Origin of the sequence: Bacillus sp. FSL W7-1582 (genome assembly GCF_038593325.1) — a bacterium.
GTDB lineage: Bacteria > Bacillota > Bacilli > Bacillales > Bacillaceae > Bacillus > Bacillus altitudinis.
Map to the genome: position 1 here is coordinate 3,200,337 of NZ_CP151987.1, position 23,209 is coordinate 3,223,545.

Sequence of the window (23,209 nt, forward strand, 5' to 3'; positions counted from 1 at the left end):
TAAGACTCATCTCCAGTTCATCATTAAGATTCTTTGAACACTTCAGGTAACACCACAAACATAAGCGAGATGCTAAGGCCAATGACAAGTCCAAGCAGTGCTCGTTTTTTCGCTGACATACCTTTGTTCCCTTCATCAAGCACTTGGGCAGGATCGACAATTTTTGCCTGCTTCATACCCAGCTTTGTCGATTCCAATTCATATAAAAATCGTTCTTTATCGACCTTGGAGTCATTGCTGACAGATTCATCTTCAAGAGCGGATAGTCTTCTTTCAATGACTTGCTGTCTTTTCGTAAATAAGGCTTTGTCCTGCTTTAAAAATGTATCTGACACTTGTTTCACTACCGCCAAAGCTCGAGCTTGATCAGCATCTGTAAACGACAACTGCAATTGTGTATCGGACTGGTTAGTGAGAATCAAACGATTTTTCACATCCTGCCTTTCTTCTTCCTTTACATCACGGAGTGCTTGATTCAGAAATGCATCACTTTTTAATAGAGATGTCACTTCTTCCATATTGTTATACACACCGTCGTCATATTTCCCAAGCGTCAAGGTCACAGCAGCTGTGTAACTAGACTGTTCTACTGTCCCCTTGGCAAAAAAGAAACCAAAAGCAGCTAATGCAACAGGCAGAAGCACAAGCCAGACGATATATTTTTTCATTCGCTTCCCTATTCTTAACATCAAACCAGACATGCTCATTCTCCCAACATTGACGTATTTGCTTTTTCACTAGTGTAGCCATCCAAACTCAGCATCACACGTTTGCCCACGGCTTGAAGCGCTGTTTATTTTTCATGATATTGACCGCTGCGATCACCAGACCTAGAAACACCCAGTGGAAATATAAATTCGATACGGAACTAGGACTGATACTTGAGACGAGAAAGCTCAGCATGGCAGCAAATAGACCTTCAATGATCATCTTGGCTGATCTCGTGTCAGCCAATTGGTATTGTTTGTACAGTGAGAACATGAGATAGGCATACACTGAGATATAACCTAGCATGACGGCAAACCCAAAATTCGTCATCACCTCTAGCAGCCAATTGTGAACTTCGACGACCTGATCTGTATCAAAGATAGAAAAGTGAGCTAAGTAATAAGACACATTGCCCGCTCCGACTCCGAAACCGTATGAATTCGTAAAGAAATGCCAGGCGTTTTTGATTAAATTCGCCCGGGCAATGTTGGACGGGAGTGGTTCGCTAAAAGAATGAGCGACCTGAGAAGCGAGAAACAAGTCATAAAAGACAGAATAGATTTTGGCTGAAAAAATGGCGATACAGATGATACCAAGCCCGCCTGCTGCCATGATGGACCACTTTTTTAAAAAGCGAGGCATCAGTAGCCATACATAGATTGCCGCTCCAGCTAATATGCCAAGCAAGCTGGCGCGCGATTCTGTTAACAAAATAAGATACAGCGCTAAGATGGCTCCTAGTAATCCGAACGCTTTGATATAACCATTTTTCATTTGGCGCATGCACGCCACATATAAGAAAAAGCTAATAGATAAAAACGTCGCAAAGTCATTTTGGTTAAAGAAGACAGCCGTAGGATAGTGCTGTTTGTACGCTGGTCCAAGATACAATGAGGTATTCGGTAAATGATTCAAGGTCAAGTGATTATAGAACCCGATTCCCATCACAAATACAGTCATGACTAGCCAAATACTATAAAAAGTCACGATCTGATCCATTCGCTGAATGTACATGACCACAAGAAAGACAAAACCCATTCCCATCGCAAGAAGAGACATATATTTCAGCCCGTCTGTGACCGAATGAGCCCAAAGCAGTGAGATGAGCCCGTAAAGAAACCATGCAGCGAAAAAACCAAGAATGCCTTTAACACGAATTTGCTGCCACTGGGATATGTACGTTCCTTTGTCTCTCATCCGCCATATGAATAAAGCAAAGACAGCCAAGAGCATGATGCGGTAGAGAAAGAGACTAAAGAACCCGGCACTAATAGAGAAAAAAGCATTATTGAGAAATGTTAATGCAATTAAAAGGTAAATGGCTGACATGAATATGTGTTCACCATTCATGTAGAGCTTCATACATATAGCAGCCGCCATGAGCACCACAAGTAAAACCGAAATGACCACCATCTTCTTTAACCCGATAGGCTGTGCGGATGCCATTTGTACAAGCCCTATACCCGCTGCTAATAACATACATCCGATCATGATTTGCCATGCTGTTTGTTTCACACTCATACCTATTTTCCTCCTAAGCAACCCATCCGATTTGAGGGATTAAGCCTTTACTTCCTGTTCATAGTAGGAAATGGTACGAGCCAAACCTTCTTGTAAAGTCACAACAGGCTCCCATGCTAAGACTTGTTTCGTTTCCTCATTTGCCAATGTACTATGCACAATATCTCCTGCACGCTGCGGCTTATAAATCGGTTCAAGATCTGATCTCGTGACTCGCTTCATCGTTTGAAACAGCTCATTCACCGTGATGGAATGACCACATGAGATATTTAAACAAACGTTTGATTGAGCTGTTAAAGCTGCAACATTCGCTGCGGCTAGATCGCCTACATAGATGAAATCTCTTGTTTGTTCCCCGTTTCCGAAGATGAAAGGTGCCTCATGTTTTGCAAACTTATCAGAAAAAATTGAGACAACACCACCTTCACCAAGTGCGTCTTGGCGCGGACCATATACATTGCTGTACCGCATAATACAATAGTCCACATCATAGAGTGATTTTGCCATCTCTAAGTATCGTTCAACTGTCAGTTTCGACAAGCCATAAGGTGAACCAGGCTGTAGCGGATGAGCTGTGTCGACCGGCAGATAGACTGGGTCTCCATAAACTGCTGCCGATGAAGCAAACACCACTTTCTCTACCCCGGCTTCAGCCGCTGCTTTGATCACATGCAGCGAGCCTTTAATATTGACCTCTTCGTCGTAGACGAAATGTTGAACCGAAACGGCTACACTCACTTGCGCTGCAAGATGAATGATATAATCTGGTGCAATGTGTTTGATCAAATCGACCGTTTCTGATTTTGTGACATCTGCTTCAATGCATTGTACGGATAGATGAGCGATATTTTCCTTCGATCCAGTTGAAAAGTTATCAAGAACGATAGGCTCATATCCTTTCTCTAATAAAGCCTCTACCGTATGAGATCCTATAAATCCACTTCCCCCAGTGACCAATACTTTCTTCATCCAAGTTCCCCCTATTATTGTGCCTTCGATACCAATTCTGTTTCCCATACGCCTGGGCGGCCGATGGACTGGTAAATAAATCCTCTCTCTTTCATTTCTGCTGGATCAAACAAATTCCTTCCATCAATTAAAATGGGAGAACGAAGCAGCTGCTTGATCTGATCTTTATCCATCTTCTGTACGTCATCCCATTCCGTTAAGATGAGACAAGCATCTGTATCTTTCACTGTTTCATAGAGATCATTGCTGAAGACCGCCTGCGGGCCAAGCTCTCTTTCTGCTTCTATATAAGCAATTGGATCATAGGCTTTGACAAAAGCTCCGAGCTCTCTCAGCATTGGGATAATATCTAGTGCTGGTGCTGAACGCATATCGTTTGTATTTGGTTTAAATGCGAGCCCTAAAACGGAAATCGTTTTTCCTTTAATATCACCGAACACACTCATCAGTTTGCTGACAAGATGGGCTCTTTGGTGGTTGTTTGTTTCAATGACAGATTCGATCAGCTTGAACCGGTAGCCAGCTGTTTCGGCAATTTTGAGAAGAGCCATCGTATCTTTTGGGAAACAAGAACCACCAAATCCAATGCCTGCTTTTAAAAATTTATGCCCGATCCGGCTGTCTAACCCAACGCCTTCGCTGACTTTTTCCACATCAGCACCAACTCTCTCGCAAATGTTCGCAATGTCATTGATGAATGAGATTTTTGTGGCGAGCATGGCATTTGCCGCATACTTAATCATTTCTGCACTTTCTAGATTGGTCTCAACCACTTCTGTTTGAAACGGATCATGCAATTTTTTAATGATCGTGGATGCATCTGCACTTGTAGAGCCAATCACCGCTCTCTCCATATTCATCGTATCTTGAATAGCTGAACCTTCCCGCAGAAACTCTGGATTGGAGACGACGTCAAATGGATATTTACTGCGTGAAGCCTTTTGAACAATGGCTTGAACAAGACGTCCTGTTCCAACTGGCACTGTGCTCTTATTCACGATGATTTTGTAGCCATTCAGGTGTTCCCCAACCGTTTGAGCCACAGCTTTCACGAATGTTAAATCCGCTTCCCCCTGAGGTGTCATTGGTGTTCCTACCGCAATATAAATAATCTCTGATTCTCGAATTGCAGCGGGAATATTGGTTGTAAAACACAATCTTCCCTCTTCTGTATTCTTCTCAATCAATTCCTTTAAGCCCGGTTCATAAATTGGAACGAGACCGCTTTTTAAGCTGTTGATTTTTGATTCGTCGATGTCACAACAAATGACGCGATTTCCGATATCAGCAAAACAAGTACCCGATACTAACCCGACATATCCTGTTCCAATCACAGCAATTTTCTTCAACATGTTTCATCCTCTCAGTAAAAGCATATTGGTCGTTCCAAACTGTTTATCTATCAGTCTTTGCACATTTCATCCTGTTTAAACGGTGGATGTTGATTGATTCAGCACCTTTTCATATTGCTGAATTAGGAGCGTAGCATTATGTGATGATGAATAATCTGTATGGACGATGTGGTGAAGATCGTTCTTCACTTGCTCGTTCCATCTGTTTTCATAAAGATAAGCGTGAATCGCTTCTTTTAGCTGACTCGTTGAACGCGGTTCAATGAGCAGATGTTGATAGGTAGAAAATAGTGATGGGAGACCACCAACCCGTGTTGCGATGACAGGCAGTTTTAAAGCGAGCGCCTCAAGGACGACAGTCGGCATTCCTTCACTGTAGGATGGAAGGGCAAACAGGTCAGCTGCCATTAAATAATGTTTGACTTGTTCATTCGGCACCTGCCCCGGGAGTATAATGGATTCTCCCGCCCGTTCGGCCAGCTCCTTTGCGAGGGGGCCTTTTCCGACAAAGACGGCTTTTACACCCTCCATCCCGCTGACAGCTTCCGCTAATTCAAGCAAACCTTTCTCTTTGACTAAACGGCCGACAAAAACGACGAGCTTGTCGTGAAGCGGTAAACCGATCTGCTTTCTGATGGCTGTTTGATCCTCTGGTGTTCTAGAAAATGACTTGAGCGGAATTCCAAGCGGAAGACATTGTGCATCCACCTCTGTCATGTCATGTGTTTTCTTTGCCAGCTCTTCACTCACTGTGAGAACAGCAGACGCCTGTTTTACTGCTGCTTTAAAGGCTGCAAGCGCCCCTTGGCTATAGGTTGGATAGACGTTCACATCACTGCCGTGTAAGGTCAGAAGATAAGGGATGTTTGCTTTCTTTTTGATCACAGCTGCTGCGCCGCCAGACGGCATGGCAAAGTGCGCATGGATGAAATCCGGTGACAGTTCATAACGCTCCATTGTGCGCAGGACAGAAGCTGCGATTCGTTTACCCGGCTGAGCCCATTTTAGCTGTCCAGGCAGCGCTGTATAGGGCGGTCTGTAAACCGGCACGCCGCACCTCACTTCCTGCTCGGGAAGATCTTTTCTCTGACGATAGGAAGCTTTAAGCATCCGTAAGATGGGCGGATTGACAGGAGTAGGACAAATCACGCTCACTTCTACGCCTTTTTTGACCAGCTCCTGCACTTGCGTTTCATGGAAGACTCCTTCACTTGGATGTTTTTCACTAGGATATACACTTGTCAGCCATAGCACCTTCATGACGAACGACCTCTTCTCCATAATTTCCCTGCCATCTGCGGATACATTTTGACAAGTAGCAAGCTATATAAAACCGCACTTAAACCAATCGTGAGTAGTAATTGAAGCAGTATATCCGCTGATGTCAGCTTCATCCCTTGATGAACAGTCACTGCGCAGGCGGCCATTAACAGCGTCATGACAGCAGGCTTTACGAGTGATTTTACATACAACTTCATATCTAGCTGAATGACATAAGCCATCAGCCACCTGCCGACAATGAAGTTCAGCAGGCTGACCCCTGAGTAGACCCAAGCTACAGTCAATAGACTGCCAGTATGGACTCCTGCATATAAGGCGCATCCATATACGATGAGCATGCCTGTATCCCAATAAAAAGCTAAGTCAGCTCTTCCTTTTGCAAGAAGGATGGAACCATTTGGATTCATCAGCACACGGAGTAGACCAACAATGCACAAAATATTCAAAACCGGGACCGCCACTAGCCATTTCTCTCCAAACACCACTTCTATAAAGCTATCTGATACGGCAGCAAGACCGATGAGGAGTGGAAAACTAATGAGTGCGAGCATATTCGTCATACTGAGGAAGCCCTCACGCAGCCTAGAATGATCACGCTGACTTTTTGCGAAAACTGGGAAAGCCACTCTCGTCACAATCGGGTTAATTTTCAGCACCGGGATTGTGACGATTTGATAAGCCAGGCTGTAAATCCCTAAAGCTTCTGCTCCAAGAAACCGTCCTATTAAAATCATGTCGATATTTGAGCCTGCCCGATTGACTAGTCTTGACGCAAGCTGGAAAGCCCCGAAGGAGAAAAACTCTTTCACTTCCCCTAATGCGAAAACGGGTGCTGGGCGCCACTTCTTCCAATAAGCCGCTGCATACATGAGTCCTTTTCCTGATTGAAGCAGTACTTGAGAGATCACATAGGCCACAATTGGATTAATAAAAAAGGCTAGAATCAGTAGAACAATCAGCGAAATGATCGTCGCTATCGTCTCAATCGTACTTAAGGTTTTAAAGGCTAAATCTTTCTGCATCATATATTGGTATTGCTGACCAATTGGTGCAATAAGAAACATGATCGATAATAACTTGAGCAAGCCTTCCAGCTCAGGTCTGGCATAAAAGGCGGCAATCAAGGGACTTGCGAGGATCAATACACAAAACAAGAGAATTCCCGTCAGCAAGTTGATCCAATATAATGTAGATAATTGACGTTCCGTCGTTTGTTCCTTTTGAATGATCGCAGCACCGATACCTAGATCAAGTAAAATCTGTGTAAATATTGTGACCGTTGTGATCATGCCAACGAGTCCAAATTCTTTCAGTGACATTACGTTTCCTAAAAAGGCGAACTGTGCAATTTGGATGATGGTAATGATCAATGCGGACAAGCTTGTCCATTTTGCTCCGCCCAGCAGGCGATTTTTCATACTTGCCATTTCTCTTCCCTACTTTACTTATCTGGCTCCGTCACCAGTCACGATGACTTTTAACGTTTTTACCATAATCTTCGTGTCGAGAGAAAATGTCAAGTTTTGAATATACTGTAAGTCGTGTGATAATTTCTCACTTGGACTCATTTCATATCCCCCATTTACTTGAGCAAGACCAGTCAGCCCCGGCTTCACTGTCAGTCTTTTTGTAAAGCCTGGAATCGTCCGATTAAATTCGGCAGTAAACATTGGTCTTTCAGGACGTGGACCTACAATACTCATTTCTCCTTTTAACACGTTGATAAATTGCGGCAGTTCATCAATTCTTGTTTTTCTGATGAATGCCCCCACTTTGGTGATACGAGGGTCATTTTTTTGCGCCCATTTCGCTCCTCCGCTTTCTGCGTTGGTTCTCATCGATCTGAGCTTCCATAATTTAAAGTAGACACCGTCTTTTCCGACCCTTTCCTGCATATAAAAGGCTGGCCCTGGTGTTTCTAGCTTAATTAAAAGGGCAAACAGTAAAATGATTGGCGTACTCAACATCAATCCGATGAACGAGAACACGACATCTATGAAACGTTTTGCAAATAAATATCGAACCATATGTTCTGTTAAAGCAAAAGAGTGGTTTCGTCTCACTTCATATTCTCTGTAAAGGTTCATCGCTTTCTCTGCGCTCACTGACCTGCACCTCACCATTCAAAGTAGTTGTTGTGTAAAGAGATGTTCTATGAAAGTCAGTTTAGCAGAGCAACATTAAGCAAATGTAAATGGGCTGTTAAGTCTTGTAAAAGTGTGTTAAGAATGTGCCCTTATATCAAGTTATGCCCTTTTAAACGTAAAAAAGACCCGCATTTCTGCGGGTCTACGTGTCTTTTTTTATTTTGCCTTTACGGATTCGATCGTCTTCAGTCTAAGCGTTCCGTTTGCATCTTTTGTATAAGTTACTTTCACTTTTGATTCTTCTTTTAGGCTGTTCACTTGTTTAGAAAATGTATTTCCGAATTGAATGGCTACTTCTTTTCCATCAATGTTGACAGCAATTGTATGTCCATCAGCCAAACCGACATATGTGCCTTCTTTGGTGACTTCATTTTTCTTCGTTGTAGATTCTTTTTTTGTTTTAGATTCAGCTTTTGACTGATCATTTGTCGTTTCTTCTTTTGTGATTTCCTTACTTGAGCTTTCTTTTGCATCTTCATCAGATTGACCTGCTTGGTCTTCTGTTTGAGCAGCTGTTTCTTTGCTTTCATCATCTGCTTTTTCACTTGCAGACTTGTCTTCCGTCTTTTCGTCTGTTGCATTTTCTTTCTTTTGATCTGCTGCTTCAGTTGTTTCTTTTTTGCTGTTATCCGTATTGTTATCGTTTGACTGATTTGATGTGCCGCATGCTGTGAGCATTACACCTAGAAGTAAGACTAAAAACGGCATTGTGATTAATTTTTTCAAGATCGTCACCTCTTCATGATTTGTCGATTTGCTGTCATTGGAAGGCAAATACGTGAAAAATCCACCCTCTATGTTTCGATTATAACAAAAATAACCTGAAATGAAATGTATTTTTAACTTGACATATCATTCATCCGATCTATTTTATTCAAAATATTGAGATACACCTGCTGCGATTCCTGAAGCCAGCCGCTCCTTGGCAGTCGTTGATTTTAATATACTGGCATCAATCGGACTAGTTACGAACCCCGTTTCAAGCAAGATGCTGGGCATTTTTGAATACTTGATCACGTAGAACCCTGCTGTCTTCACACCACGATCTCTTGTGCCAAGGGCTTTCACCATCTGGGGCTGTACCTTTTGTGCCAGCTTTAAACTATTGGCCGAAGCATACGTCGCATCATAATACGTTTCTGTTCCATTTGCACCGCTATGATCATTTGCATTGGCATGGATGCTGATGAACACATCCGCACCAGCCTGTGATCCTTTGCTTACACGTGTTTGCAAGGAATCAAATGTATCAGATGTTCTAGACATGACCGTCAGCGCACCCGCTTGTTTGAGCCTTGCTTGCAGTTTTAACGCGACATCCAGATTAACGTTTTTTTCAAACAGCCCATTTCCTACCGCTCCAGCATCCTGTGCACCATGACCTGGATCAATAAAGATGGTTTCACCTAACACATGATTTTTCAGCTGTGTGATCACACTGGTTCGTATGGTTGATGTTCCGCCCAACACTGTAAATGTTGAAATCTTTTTAGACCCAATGACACGACGAAGCGCATCTGGCACTGATTGAGCGTCTGTAAGAAGAAGGGTTTGCCCTTGCTTGGCTGCCGTACTTGCCGCAGCTGCCGCATCGGCATATGCATAGCCGTTACTCATATACGTTTGGGTTGTCTTCATCGGGTATGTGTTCGCAATTCGGGCTGCCACTTCATACCGATTGGCTCCGCTGATTCTCACGGGTGATGGCAGCTTTTGATAGGCTGCTTGATTGACACTTGTTTCCCCGCCAATCACAATCGTCCGTTTCACCGCTTTGCTTTTTAATAGATTGGCTGTTTCCTGCCGCAGCCCTTTTGCATCGGTTAATAAAATAGGAAAACCCTGTTTTGCAGCATACGGAGCAATCGCCACAGCGTCTGCATAAGCAGAACCATTCACAATCACAGCTGTATCAGCACTCTTCATTTGCTTAGCAACGTTTGCCGCCAATTCATATCGATTCTTTCCTTGTATTCGCGATACGGATAGATTCATTGCTTTTAGCTGCGCTACGACTTTTTGCGAAATGCTTGCGGTTCCGCCAAGAATGATGACACGCTTCGTTTTCAACTGCTGAAGACCTGACTTAGTTGCACCTGAAAGACTGCTAGTATTCGTTAACAGCACTGGGGCTCCTTGCTGAAAGGCATACGGCACAGCACTTAGCGCATCTGCATAAGCTTCACCGCCTACTAAAACAACTGTAGGTGCTGTCGACCAGCCTCGTTTTGCAGCGTTAACTGCCACCTCATATCGATTACTTCCCTCAATTTTCGATACATTGTGCTGCGCAAATGCTGATGGTGCATACAAACATAGTGAAACCACAATCAAAACAAAACATTTGATATAAGAACGCATGAAGTCAACCTCCTTGGTTTTGAACCCTTCATCCTGGAACCCATGGAAACACTTCATGTACTTTTGAAAAAAGGCTGCCGAGAGTCGTTTCTCGAGCAGCCTAAGAGGTGTATCCAGCACCCCTCATCTGTATGTTTTCTTATCTAAAATAGCCTGAAACACCGCTTGAAATACCTGACGCCAATCGATCTTTATAAGTAGCGGATTTCAAAATATTTGAATCAACTGGACTGGAAACAAAACCAGTTTCTAAGAGAACACTTGGCATCTTAGAATATTTAATGACGTAGAAGGCAGCTGTCTTCACGCCACGGTCTCTTGTGCCTAATGCACTGACCATTTTAGGCTGAATATTTTGCGCGAGCTTCAAGCTGTTTGTTGCCGCATATGTTTTGTCATAATACGTTTCAGTTCCATTTGCACTGCTGTTATCATTTGAGTTCGCATGGACACTGATGAAGATATCTGCATTTGCTGACGCACCTTTGCTCACCCGTGTTTGAAGACTGTCGAATGTGTCTGATGTTCTTGACATGGTAGTGAGTGCACCAGCATTTTTCAGTTTAGTGTTCACTCTCTTCGCTACGTCTAAGTTTAAATTTTTCTCATAAAGACCATATCCTACAGCACCAGAATCTTGAGCACCGTGGCCAGGGTCAAGGAATACTTTTTTACCTACAACCGGGTTCTTTAATTGAGATGCTACAGTATTCGTCACTGTCGTTGAATTTCCGACTACTGTGAATTTCGATATGTTTTTACTGCCGATAATTGACCGAGTATGGACAGGCAGAGTTTTCTCATTTGTTAATAAAAGAGCTTTCTTTTCTTTTGCTGCAATTCCAGCAGCTGCTGGTGCAGAGGCATAACCAAATCCTCTTGCGACATACGTATTGCTCGTACTTAGTTTATACTTATTCACAATCTTTGCTGCAATATCATAGCGGTTAGCGCCCTTTATTCTCGTTGGCGACTTTAGCTTGTTGTATGCTGCTTTGGTAACATACGATTCGCCGCCAATCACAATTGTTTGCTTAATATTACTAGCTTTTGCGAAAGTTGAAATTTCAGAACGAAGTCCCTTTTTATCTGTATATAAAATTGGGAAACCTTTTTGTGCAGCATATGGCGCAATCGCAATCCCATGCGCATACGAATGACCTTCTACAACCACTACACCAGCTGGTTTTTTCATTTGCTTTGCAATATTCGTAGAGATTTCATATCTGTTCTTTCCCGTAATTCGTTTTGTTGAAATCCCTAGTTTTTTTACTTGATTGATGACATTATTTGAAACACTTGCCGTCGTTCCAATCGCAATCACATTTTTCGCTTTTAATGACGTTAATCCTTTCTTCGTTTCTGATGAAAGGTTTTTACTATTTGTAAAAAGAACTGGCGCATTATGTTGATACGCTAAAGGGACAGCTGCTGTTGCATCAGCGTAAGCTTTTTTCCCTACTAGCACAACGGTATTCGCTGTTCCCCAACCTTTTTTCGCCACATTGACAGATAATGAGTAACGATTTCCCCCATCTATTCGTGATACAGAATTGTCCGCTGAAGCTGTTGGAACAATAATGAAAATGGCGATGAGGCTGAGGATGGCTGTTTTAATCATTGAGCGCATCTTCTGTGTCCTCCCTTAACTTTAATAATTTGTTAGTTTTGTACCTGGATAGTAGAACGAAAGTATAGAAGAATACGAGTTTCCAGATTCAGCTCTAGCTTTGGCGCCGTATTGACTCATCCCAATGCCGTGACCATAACCTTTTCCTGAAATCGTGAAATCATTTGTATTATTCTTTACTGACGCAAACGTACTTTTCACCTTTGTTGCGCCCATGACTGTTCTAAACTCTGTCATTTTCATACTTGCCGTTGTACTTTTGTTCACTGTATACGTACCTGTTTTGTTTTTCAGATGGTAATTCAGCTTGATTGAAACGGTCTTCGCACGCTGACCTTTTGTTTTTCCTGAGAATGTCAGGCTTGAAATAGATGCAATTCTCATGTCAGATGCAGCTGTTTCTTTATTTTTCAACAGCCATGATTTTAGACCAGCAAGGTCGGCAGCATTGGCTTCTTTTGCCTTAGACCACTCAGAAGCTGCTGTACTTGCGGTCAACGTAGTGCCTAATTGCTTTTTAGACAACTTCAGTGTCCACGCATTAACAGGATCTTTTGTGTCCTTCTTGGCGACTAAGTATGGCAGTGCATTTCCCCATACTTCTTCACTCGCCTCAGTGTATCCACCATTACTAGAATAATAGGTGGCTGAAATAAGTTGATTGTTGTATTTTAGAACCTTGCCTTTTGTGGCATCAACAGCTTTTGTCGAATTTGTGTACCAGTTATATCCTCCATATACTTGGAAGGCTGTTGTATCAGGTACGACTTTTCCAATGCTTTTCACTGAATACGTTCTAGCGGCAACCGCTTGTGCTTTTAATGCCTCAACATGCCAACTTGCAGGCATTTCGTTTGGCACAACACCTTTTAGATAGTCTTCAAATGGAATATTTTCATTAGTCGGTCTGATATATCCTGATTCAATAGCAAAGTTGACGTTACCTAAGTAAGGCTTCCCTGCGATTTGAAGGACATTTTTGGTTGAATATTTCTCAGGAACAACTCTTACTGTGTTATACGTCTTAATGCCTTTTAATGAAATTTTTCCGTTAGAAATATTCAATTGGTAGTTTTGATTTTTTTTCAGATAGACTTGTTTGGCTAAAGCGTTTTTGAGCGTATCTGAAAGCACACTTGAACTGCCTGCTATATGATATGTATGTGTGCCGTTTTCTTTTAAAAGTTTCTTTAAAGAAGAAGAGTAAGAATCTTTTTTGACATAAATCATAGTACGATTGTTTTTCGCTGCTAAAAGTGACATAGGAATTGCATATTTTGAGCTAGAACCTTTAGCAAGATATACTTTATCTACATTTAACTTTAATTTTTTAATGATGTTAACTGAAAGTTCATAGCGGTTTTCTCCACTGATTCGTGTAACTTGTGATGTCTTTTTTAATTGTTTTTCTACTTTTTCGCTAATGCTTTTTGTACTTCCAACTACAATTACCTTACTAGGAATCTTATAAGTAGGAATTGAATTTTTCTTTGTTAATAAGATTGGATACCCTTTTCTAGCTGCATAAGAGATCATGGACGTTCCATTCATGAAAGAGGCTCCGCCCGCAACGATTGCTTGCTTATAGCTCCCCATCTCTTTTGCTACTTTTTGCGAGATTTCAAATTTGTCTTTCCCACTAATTCGTTTAATCTTACCGTACTTTTTTAACGCTTTTTCCGTTGTTGACGAAATACTTTTTGTATTCCCAATGATCAAGATGTTATCTGGTTTCATTTTCTTGATTTGGTTTTCAGTTGTTTTTGTAAGTTTTCCAGCACCAGTATAAAGAATTGGTGCATTTAATTTATAAGCCAATGGAGAAACGGTCATTGCATGATCGAAAGCATCCTTATTTACGACAACGATAGTTGATGGATTCTTCCAGCCAGCATCAGCAATACTATTGGCTACTTCGTATCTATTATTCCCCTCATATCTTTTCGTCACAGCAACATTGGATCCTGACAGCTTGTATTCCCCAGTTGTTGAAATATCCATGCTTGTTTTGTTTCCGATATAATTAGACAATTTCACTGAAATGGTCGAGCTGGCCATGGCAGACTGAAAAGGTGCAATTAGTAGTGTCATTGTCATGAGAATGATAAGTGTAATGCCTGTTTTCTTCAATTTTGTTCATCCCGCCCATCTTTTTTTACTTCTGTTTTTCAATCTTCTGAATTTCTTTTTGACCATTGTCATTGATAAAGTAAGAGATTTCTACTTTGTCACCTGGTTTAAATTCATTTAATACATCTTTAAAATTATCCGTAAATTCATAGCTTAAGGTCGTATTCACTTTTTTTACTTCGACTGTATGTGCATCAGCCATTCCAATAAATTCAGCTTTTTCTTCCAGCACCTGAGGAGTTGAACTGCTTGTCTTGTTTTCTCCTGAGGATTGCTCAGCCGTTCCACATGCTGTGAGCACGATACCTAGTAGTAGTATTAAGAACGGTAAAACGACGATTTTCTTCATTTTTTTCACCTCATGTCTTTGTATCGTCTTATAACTTAATATTTTAAGGTAAATTTAAGGTTTTTTGAAACCTTTTTTTTGTTACAACGTCTATATCTAGGTTCAGAGTAAAAAAATAACTTGTTTATCAAGATTCGTAAACCTATAATCATGGAAGAATCATAGAAAAGGTGAGGGACAGAATGAGAGCAGAGAGAAAAAGAAAGAAAAAGAAGGTTCTTTGGATTGTTTTATCGATTATTGGCTTATTCGTATTAGCCACTGGCGGATACGCGTATCATCTTTGGAATACAGCCGCATCAACTGTCGCAGGCATTCAAGAGAACTTAAAGAAGTCAGATAAGCGTGACAAAGATGTCGATTTAAGTAAAAAAGACCCGATCTCCATTTTAGTCATGGGTGTCGATGAAAGAAAGAATGACCGAGGCCGTGCAGATACATTAATATACATGACTGTGAATCCGAAAACGAAAACAACTGAGATGGTGAGTATCCCCCGTGATACGTATACAAAAATTGTCGGAAAAGGCACAATGGATAAAATCAACCACTCCTATGCTTTCGGTGGTACACAAATGGCTGCAGATACAGTAGAGGAACTGCTTGATGTACCTGTAGATTACTTTGTAAAAGTGAATATGGAAAGTTTTAAAGACATTGTGGATACACTTGGCGGCATTACGGTGAACAGCACGTTTGCTTTCAGCTATGATGGCCATTCATTTGGTACAGGAGAAATTAACCTGAACGGCGATCAAGCCCTTGCCTATACAAGAATGAGAAAGCAAGATCCTAAAGGTGATTTCGGCCGTCAGCAAAGACAGCGTCAAGTCATTGAAGGCATCATTGCAAAAGGCGCTAACATTTCATCTATTACGAAATTCGGCGATATGTTTAAAGTCGTTGAAAAAAACATGAAAACCAATATGTCCTTTGACGACATGTGGACGATGATGAATGATTATCGTGATGCAAGACAAAATGTGAAACAGCACGAGCTAAAGGGAACAGGCACACGGATCAATAATATTTACTACTATCAACTTGATGACAGCAGTTTAGCGAAAGTGAAGAAGGAATTGAAGGAAAGTTTGGAGCAGTAATACATCGCTATAATTGAAGACTAAAAAACACCTTTCAAATATTATATTGAAGGTGTTTTTCTATGAACTAAATATAAATTCTATTTTAAGGGATAAACAGGAGAAAAACTATACATCATTGCTACCGTTTATGGATTGTATTACTCGTTCACTATTTTTATTATCTCTAAAAGCAAAAAAATTATTAATTCTATCTTCATATTTAGTTTCATTATAAAAATCATTTTTTATAATTACTTTAATAGATTTTAATAAGTCTTCAACTGTTAAACAAATCGGGCCAAAACCGCTATCTTTAAATGAGAAGTATCCTGGATTATAAACGGCATTTTTGTAGATTTGATCTAATTCATTATGAATATATACTACTGGTTTATTTAAATAAGCAAAATCAACAGAAACTGACGATATATCAGTTATTATTGCATCTGAGTTTGATATTAAATCAGAATAACTAAAATCATTCATCAACTCAATATGTGAAAATGAAAAATAATGATTAAATTTAGCAGCCATCCTTGGATGTTGTACAAATTGTAGTTTAACTCTATATTTGTCTAATATACCTTTCAAATCCTCATGACTAAACAACTCGTTATAAAATTTGTAATAATTCGAGTTAACAAAATCATCTTTAGTCGCGCTCTTTTTAACAAGATTTGGCCTCCATGTGGGCATAATTACAATTGTTCTTGTATTATTTTTTTGAGACAATTCTAAATTATCATACCTTGGGATGCCGGTCAGTAAAACTTCTTCTTCTAAATAACCATAGGAATCTAGAATGCTTTGCTTTTCAAATAATGAACTTGTTATGAATTTATCAATAGGTTTATTACTTTTATTCAACCACATTGATAGGTCGTTTTGGATTACCCCATGTTGCAGGAAAACAAACTCAAAATCTAATAAGTCACGAGTGTATATTCCATTTTTTTTACCAAAAGGATTAAATAAATAATCTTCTGCATGAGAACATAAAAATTTATCTGCTATAATCATTAATTTATGGTGTTTTTTTGAATGGTACTCAACAATCTTACCTGGATAGCTATTATTTAACCTTTTAAAATCCGGACAGTTTTTATTAATTAAAAAATAACAATCTATTTTATTCGAATTAGCCATTTTATTGAACAAGACCTCAGCATTATCTGAGCCCCTATCAATCCGATCCATGAAAACCCAAATAGGTTTTTTCTTTATATTTTTATTTAATAAAGCATATGATCTATACAGACCTGATTTAAAAGTTTTTTTATTTATCAACAATTTAATAGTGTATAAGTATTTTTTTAATTTATCAAATATAGAATTTCTTCTAATATCATAGGTACTAGGTTCTTTTCTAATAACTGTAGTGTTTTTAAACTCTTTCATAAAGCTTTTATTAATGCGTAAAAAATTCGTTTTTACAGGTGAGCTTATATTTTTGACATCAATACATATTTCATTCCTCAATAAATACTTTATTTGTAATGAATTTATTTCTTCATTCAAATTAAGATCGAATCGATAATAGGTATTACTGCTAATCCATTTATCGGTAATGTAATGTTTGGATAAGTATATTTTTTTCTTAGCTTTTATGACGTCTTTATTGTTCACTACTAGTACAGGTTCCAGAACTTCATTTCCTATGAAATTTAACATAGAAAAGCCTAAATGCAATTTATTCTTTTTAAGAAACAGCCCATCTTGAGTTAAATACCAATCAGAAAGATTTTTAATTTTGTGTCCATGTGAAAATAGCCAATAATGATCTTCAAATAATTCAATTTGACAATCTGGTTTATTATATTTAATATTCAATAATTCCAATCTCATTATAGGAGATAATTGACCAAAAAGAGGATTTAATATTATCTCATCATCGATATGTTTAAAAATTTCGTTCAGATGTTTATAATATTCTTCTCTACTTTCTTCAGTTAAGAAGCTTAGTTTTTCATGTGGGATTTTAAGCCTCCACTGTAGATCATACATCAACATAAATTGGGCATACTTAGGGATTAAACCATTAAAGCTTTCTAAAATATATAGATGTAAATTTTTAATTGTATCAAGATAATATTCTTTCGTTTCAAGAGTCCTATCCATAGCTGACTTCTGGTTGCTTCTTTTTCTATACCAATAACACCCTGATGTATAGGAGAGTAAACCTAATCGAGGGTTATCTTTTAGAATATTAAATAAAAATTTTGTATCTTCGCCATATTTTAATTTTGTATCAAATTTCCTTCCCTTTATGGCTGACTTCCTAATAAAAGAAGAACTTACATTCATTTGGATATTGGAGGGTTCTTCTAAAAGAGGAATTGTTTTCGTTACTATATTATCAAATTTATAGTTCAGTGGATGTTCACCCGTTACAGCATCAAATAAACTTAATCTTGCAGAAACAACATCCACATCTACATTATTATTCAAATATTCCAGGGCGTTTCCCAATGTTGTAAGACCCCATTTATCATCTGAATCTAGAAAATTTATTATATCACCCTCTGCATAAGACAGCCCTTTGTTACGAGCTGCTGATACTCCTTGATTTTCTTGATATAAATAGATAACATTATTCGGATATTCCAAAACCACATTATTACATATCTCTTTAGTGCTGTCTTCAGATCCGTCATCCACTATAATTAATTGTATATATCTTTGAAAATCCAAATCTTGTTTGAGAATACTATCAATTGTTTCTTTTATATATTCTTCTGCATTATATGCTGCAATGATAACCGATATTTTAAAGCGGTTTTTCTTAGGAACACAGCCGCTATTATCTAATTTTTTTTCAATTCTCAATTGATTAACACCTTCCCGTTAATAAATCCTTTAATACTGGTCTTCTATTCATTAAACTTTATTAAAATAATTAAGTAGAGTTTTAACAATGCGTTCTGAAGCTTTTCCATCTCCATATGGATTTGCTGCTTTAGACATTCTGTCATATTCACATTTATTTACCAACAGCTCTTTTGCTAGTCTGTAAATTGTATTCTCATTTGTCCCGGCAAGCTTTAGTGTGCCTGCTTTAACACCTTCTGGACGTTCAGTTGTATCGCGCAACACTAGAACTGGCTTCCCTAATGAAGGCGCCTCCTCCTGCACACCGCCGGAATCCGTTAAAATAAAGTGTGAAGCAGCAGCAAAGTTATGAAAGTCAACAACTTCAAGAGGCTCAATTAAATGTACTCGGTTGAGATTACTAAATTCCGTCTGTGCTGCATCTCGAACAGCAGGATTTAAATGTACAGGATAAACGACCTGAACATCTTCAAAATCTTCTACAATACGTCTAATTGCTCTAAACATGTTTTTCATAGGCTGTCCTATATTCTCCCTGCGATGAGCCGTTAACAAAATCATTTTATCTGTGCCTATTTTCTCTAAAATAGGATGTTGATACTGTTCTGTGACCGTTGTTTGCAGAGCGTCAATGGCGGTATTACCTGTCACAAAAATAGTCTCTTCTCTTTTATTTTCTACTAACAAATTCTGTTTTGCCTCACTTGTCGGCGCAAAATGAATATCTGCAATAATACCTGTCATTTGGCGGTTCAATTCCTCAGGAAATGGTGAATATTTGTTGTGCGTTCTTAAACCAGCCTCGACATGACCAACTTTAATTTGATGATAAAAAGCAGCTAAACTTCCAGCGAAGGTTGTCGTTGTATCACCATGGACAAGTACAATATCTGGTTTTTCCTCTTGAAACAATTGATCAAGCTTCAAAAGAGCGTTTGATGTGATTTCGGATAAAGTTTGACGTTGTTTCATAATATTTAGATCATGGTCTGGTGTAATAGAAAAAGCATTCAACACTTGATCAAGCATTTCTCTATGCTGAGCTGTTACAGTAACGATTGAGTTTATTTGTGGATATTTATTAAGTTCAAGGACAAGTGGAGCCATTTTGATTGCTTCAGGCCTTGTACCAAAAATAGTCATTACATTTATTCTTTTCACTTGTTTACTCCTCTTTCCTAGTATACTATCATCAATTATACACAATTTGGACGATAAAAATAATGATATAGCAGAAAGAAATTTACACTGAAATAACTTTAACTTTCATTTTCCTTTACATTTAACAATTAAAATAGAGTTATCTAAAGCTTATCTTAATGAAGACAAGGCATTTGTCTTTCTTATTTTTGTAAGTTAAACTTTAATAAGACAACCAAGAACACACATTGATTGATTAAGTCAGTTATCTATGTAAGGAAGGTGCAAAGTTCATTGAAAAAAGTACGTAAAGCCATTATACCAGCTGCAGGTCTCGGGACACGTTTCCTCCCTGCCACAAAGGCTATGCCTAAAGAAATGCTACCAATCGTTGATAAACCAACCATTCAATATATTATTGAAGAAGCTGTTGAGTCAGGAATTGAAGACATTATTATTGTCACTGGAAAAGGGAAAAGAGCCATTGAGGATCATTTTGATTTTGCGCCAGAGCTGGAGCGCAATCTTGAAGAAAAAGGAAAAAGTGAACTTTTAGAAAAAGTGAGAAAATCCTCTAATATTGCTGATATTCATTACATCCGCCAAAAAGAACCTAAAGGACTCGGACATGCCGTTTGGTGCGCACGCAACTTTATCGGTGATGAACCCTTTGCTGTTTTATTAGGTGATGATATTGTCCAAGCCGAAACACCTGGACTTCGCCAGCTAATGGATGAATATGAAAAAACCCTTTCGTCCGTGATCGGCGTTCAGCAAGTCGCAGACAGTGATACGCATCGCTACGGGATCATTGATCCTCTTACCCAAGAAGGGCGCCGCTACCAAGTGAAAAACTTTGTTGAAAAGCCACCGCAAGGAACCGCACCATCCAATTTAGCCATTTTAGGGCGTTACATTTTCACGCCAGAGATCTTTATGTACCTTGATCAACAAGAAATTGGTGCAGGCGGAGAAATTCAGCTGACAGATGCCATCCAAAAGCTCAATGACATCCAGCGTGTATTTGCCTATGATTTTGAAGGAAAACGATATGATGTCGGAGAGAAGCAAGGTTTCATTGAAACGACGCTAGAGTTTGCCCTACAAGATGAAGAGCTAAAGAAAAAACTCATTCCATTTATGAAACAGCTACTTGAAAAAGAAGAAGTGAATTAAAAAAGCTGCCGGCATCGGCAGCTTTTTATTTGCTCGCTGAAACAGTCAGCGTATGCTGTTCATTATCGATAACAAATAGATGATTTTCGCCTTTTACTGCGAATTTCGTTTGTTTTTCATTCATCCAGACATTCTGTTCTGTCAGCCCAAGTGTTGAAGGAGAGATGGGCATGACCTCGTGGAACACCATCGTATTTGCCTGGCCATTTTCAATCACATAATCGGTTTTCTCAGTGGTCAGCCGCTCAATGGTATCGCCTTGTTCACTTTTGACCGAGCTAAGTGTCTGCATTCTTTGCTTCAGCACAGACTCTTCTTTTCCAAGAAAAGAAAGTAAGTACTCATACGAACCTGCAGATGCGGGTGATACGTAGGAATTGAACTGTGCTGGTCCGATGGATAACGACTTCAATTCGTCTGCGTTTTGTAGCGCATCAGGTTGCACATAATATGTCTCTGATGCTATTTTGATTTGAACGACTTGTTTATTTTTAGCCACAGCCTTTACTTCTTGTCCAAACGATAATGTGACGTCTGCCTTTTTTTTCATGGCCCTGTCTGTATAAACCGTCATTGGATCTGCCTTAACTATGGCCTGTTGATCAATCTTTTTCATATCATCAGAGGCACCTTTCGTCTCATGGTTCGTTGACTGGGGCGCCTCTGTTTTACCTGAGGGAATTGCACCAAATGTCGCCAGTGTACGCAGCGGACGATCCGAAAACATAGAAAGGGCAAGTAAGATGGTTAAAACAGCTATTATGGTGACTTGAAACGCCGGTCCGAAAAAGGAACGTCGTTTCTCGTTCTCATGATAACGAGACACCTTCTCTGTCTTTTGTACGCCTTTTCGACCTTCTTTGTGCTTCAATTGGTATTCCTTTTTTTCTTTCTTGGAAAGCTTGTTAAACCAATCAACAAACTCCTTATACTCTTTCACAACCTTTTTCGTATCATCAAACATACGAAGTTCACCATAATGCATCCAAGCCACCCGATCACAGATTTTTTGGATTTGACTAATAGAATGACTGACAAAAAATATCGTCTTTCCTTGCTCTTTAAATTCTGTAATGCGATCTACACATTTTTGATAGAAGGTTTGATCTCCTACAGACAGTGCTTCATCAATAATGAGGATATCTGGATCAATATGTGCTGATATGGCAAAGCCAAGACGGGATTTCATTCCGCTTGAATAGCTCTTTACAGGCTGATCAATAAAGTCTCCAATATCCGCAAACTCTACGATTTTTTCATAAAGATCGTCAATTTCCTTATTTGTTAGACCCATCATTAAGCATTTTAAACGAATGTTGTCTTTACCACTTAACTGATTGTTCAGCCCTGCCGCAATGGCAATTAACGATGGCTGGCCATCCATATCAATCTCACCGCTTGTCGGTGGAATGATTTTCGCTAGAAGGTTCGACATCGTGGATTTCCCAGAACCGTTGATCCCTACAAAACCAATCGTCTCTCCTTCATAGACATCAAACGACACATCACGAACGGCAAAGAAACCTTTTTCATTTTTATTAGGAAAAAACAGTCCTTTGATCTTGTCAGACTGTTTTTTATATAAGACGTATTGCTTGGATACGTTTCGAAACGAAACCTTTAGTTTCATCGTATAATCTCCTTACTTTTTAAAGAAAATCGACAAATTTATCCCTAAATTTCATATGAAGTAATGAACCGACTGTTAAAAAAAGAAGCGTAATCAGCCAGAAATAAAGCGTATATTTCACATCATGGAAGAACCATTCTCCCTTTAACAAGCTATTTCTGAAACCATCAATAATGTAGAAAAGAGGATTTAATCTTAAAATATCTCCTATCCATGCTTTGTCTCCAGTGAGCTTCTCTGAGATATTCCAAAAAATCGGCAGCAAAAAGAAAAGTAAACGTGTCACTGATTGTAAAAGAAATTGATAGTCCCTTACGAGTACACTAATTGTTGAATTAAATAAACTAAACGAAAACATAAACGCGATCATACAAATAAGGTAGTAAATATATTGTAGCCAATGCGCGTCAGGATATATGCCATAAGAAATCAGCACAATCAGATAGACACCCATCATGACAAAATAGCTGAACAAGTTGGACATGATGACCACAGACGGCAGCGCACTAATCGGAAAATTCATTTTTGACACCATATTAATGCGTTTAAACACACTGTTTGATCCATCAAGGATCGTCGGACTAATGAAGAACCAAGGTATTAATCCAGCAAGCATCCAGATGATAAATGGAACCTCCATGCCTCCAATGACAATCGGCTGTCCTCCACGAATGCCTAAACCAAAAACAAACCAGTAAGCCAGCATTTGAATCAATGGATTTAAAAACTGCCATAAAACACCTAAATAATTCATCTGATATTTTGATTTTGTTTCATAAACAGCAAGTCGCATAATCAGCGAAAATGAGCTGATTTGCTCCTTCAGTATCGTCAACATTGCGTTCATTCTAATCTTCCTTAGATATAAGTTTTTGGGATCACTTTTTTAAAAAGCACCGCT

18 protein-coding genes are annotated in these 23,209 nt (G+C 39.3%); 2 read left to right on the forward strand and 16 right to left on the reverse strand.

Annotated elements, in window-relative coordinates:
* Positions 1 to 23: 23 nt before the first annotated feature.
* The 12 genes from NSQ11_RS16565 to NSQ11_RS16620 form a co-directional block, all read right to left on the reverse strand.
* Positions 24 to 701 (reverse strand): hypothetical protein, encoded by a 678-nt coding sequence (locus NSQ11_RS16565; RefSeq protein ID WP_025208068.1) that lies wholly within the window; start codon positions 699 to 701, stop codon positions 24 to 26.
* A 61-nt stretch (positions 702 to 762) separates the two neighbouring features.
* Complete coding sequence (locus NSQ11_RS16570; protein WP_342501165.1) at positions 763 to 2,229, reverse strand: O-antigen ligase family protein; 1,467 nt, start codon at positions 2,227 to 2,229, stop codon at positions 763 to 765.
* A gap of 39 nt (positions 2,230 to 2,268) precedes the next feature.
* A complete protein-coding gene (locus NSQ11_RS16575) occupies positions 2,269 to 3,198 on the reverse strand; it encodes an NAD-dependent epimerase/dehydratase family protein (RefSeq protein WP_017368146.1) in 930 nt (309 codons plus the stop codon).
* Positions 3,199 to 3,212: 14 nt separating this feature from the next.
* Positions 3,213 to 4,550 carry a UDP-glucose/GDP-mannose dehydrogenase family protein gene (locus NSQ11_RS16580; RefSeq protein ID WP_108611025.1) on the reverse strand — a complete coding sequence of 446 codons (1,338 nt, stop codon included), beginning with the start codon at positions 4,548 to 4,550 and terminating at the stop codon, positions 3,213 to 3,215.
* 75 nt (positions 4,551 to 4,625) lie between these two features.
* On the reverse strand, positions 4,626 to 5,810 hold the full coding sequence (locus NSQ11_RS16585; protein ID WP_058213544.1) for a glycosyltransferase: 1,185 nt from the start codon (positions 5,808 to 5,810) through the stop codon (positions 4,626 to 4,628).
* Positions 5,807 to 7,258, reverse strand: coding sequence for an MOP flippase family protein (locus NSQ11_RS16590; RefSeq protein ID WP_058213543.1), 1,452 nt, complete (start codon positions 7,256 to 7,258; stop codon positions 5,807 to 5,809). The genes NSQ11_RS16585 and NSQ11_RS16590 overlap by 4 nt, the downstream gene beginning before the upstream one ends.
* A gap of 18 nt (positions 7,259 to 7,276) precedes the next feature.
* Positions 7,277 to 7,936: an exopolysaccharide biosynthesis polyprenyl glycosylphosphotransferase gene (locus tag NSQ11_RS16595; RefSeq protein ID WP_008348294.1), complete on the reverse strand. Its 660-nt coding sequence runs from the start codon at positions 7,934 to 7,936 to the stop codon at positions 7,277 to 7,279.
* 198 nt (positions 7,937 to 8,134) lie between these two features.
* Positions 8,135 to 8,713, reverse strand: coding sequence for a hypothetical protein (locus tag NSQ11_RS16600; RefSeq protein ID WP_223255607.1), 579 nt, complete (start codon positions 8,711 to 8,713; stop codon positions 8,135 to 8,137).
* A 135-nt stretch (positions 8,714 to 8,848) separates the two neighbouring features.
* Positions 8,849 to 10,339, reverse strand: coding sequence for an N-acetylmuramoyl-L-alanine amidase (locus NSQ11_RS16605; RefSeq protein ID WP_116306305.1), 1,491 nt, complete (start codon positions 10,337 to 10,339; stop codon positions 8,849 to 8,851).
* Positions 10,340 to 10,478: 139 nt separating this feature from the next.
* Positions 10,479 to 11,969, reverse strand: a complete 1,491-nt coding sequence (locus tag NSQ11_RS16610) for an N-acetylmuramoyl-L-alanine amidase (RefSeq protein WP_073412878.1) — start codon at positions 11,967 to 11,969, stop codon at positions 10,479 to 10,481.
* Positions 11,970 to 11,990: 21 nt separating this feature from the next.
* Positions 11,991 to 14,099, reverse strand: a complete 2,109-nt coding sequence (locus NSQ11_RS16615) for a SpoIID/LytB domain-containing protein (protein WP_342501166.1) — start codon at positions 14,097 to 14,099, stop codon at positions 11,991 to 11,993.
* Between the two features lie 25 nt (positions 14,100 to 14,124).
* On the reverse strand, positions 14,125 to 14,448 hold the full coding sequence (locus NSQ11_RS16620) for a hypothetical protein (RefSeq protein WP_024719258.1): 324 nt from the start codon (positions 14,446 to 14,448) through the stop codon (positions 14,125 to 14,127).
* 182 nt (positions 14,449 to 14,630) lie between these two features.
* On the opposite strand from NSQ11_RS16620, the gene NSQ11_RS16625 reads away from it, so the two are divergent.
* Entirely contained in the window at positions 14,631 to 15,551 is a 921-nt protein-coding gene (locus tag NSQ11_RS16625) for a LytR family transcriptional regulator (RefSeq protein ID WP_342501167.1), read from the forward strand.
* 108 nt (positions 15,552 to 15,659) lie between these two features.
* Here NSQ11_RS16625 and NSQ11_RS16630 read toward each other — a convergent pair whose 3' ends face one another.
* Together NSQ11_RS16630 and wecB are read right to left on the reverse strand one after the other, a co-directional pair.
* Positions 15,660 to 18,359, reverse strand: a complete 2,700-nt coding sequence (locus NSQ11_RS16630; protein ID WP_072367391.1) for a CDP-glycerol glycerophosphotransferase family protein — start codon at positions 18,357 to 18,359, stop codon at positions 15,660 to 15,662.
* A 51-nt stretch (positions 18,360 to 18,410) separates the two neighbouring features.
* Positions 18,411 to 19,523 carry a UDP-N-acetylglucosamine 2-epimerase (non-hydrolyzing) gene (gene wecB, locus NSQ11_RS16635; RefSeq protein ID WP_072367390.1) on the reverse strand — a complete coding sequence of 371 codons (1,113 nt, stop codon included), beginning with the start codon at positions 19,521 to 19,523 and terminating at the stop codon, positions 18,411 to 18,413.
* A 273-nt stretch (positions 19,524 to 19,796) separates the two neighbouring features.
* On the opposite strand from wecB, the gene galU reads away from it, so the two are divergent.
* Positions 19,797 to 20,678 (forward strand): UTP--glucose-1-phosphate uridylyltransferase GalU, encoded by an 882-nt coding sequence (gene galU / locus NSQ11_RS16640; RefSeq protein WP_008343198.1) that lies wholly within the window; start codon positions 19,797 to 19,799, stop codon positions 20,676 to 20,678.
* Between the two features lie 25 nt (positions 20,679 to 20,703).
* Here the strand turns inward: galU and tagH are convergent, their stop codons facing one another.
* Complete coding sequence (gene tagH, locus NSQ11_RS16645; protein ID WP_072367388.1) at positions 20,704 to 22,308, reverse strand: teichoic acids export ABC transporter ATP-binding subunit TagH; 1,605 nt, start codon at positions 22,306 to 22,308, stop codon at positions 20,704 to 20,706.
* Between the two features lie 19 nt (positions 22,309 to 22,327).
* Positions 22,328 to 23,155 carry an ABC transporter permease gene (locus tag NSQ11_RS16650; protein WP_008343200.1) on the reverse strand — a complete coding sequence of 276 codons (828 nt, stop codon included), beginning with the start codon at positions 23,153 to 23,155 and terminating at the stop codon, positions 22,328 to 22,330.
* Positions 23,156 to 23,209 lie beyond the last annotated feature (54 nt).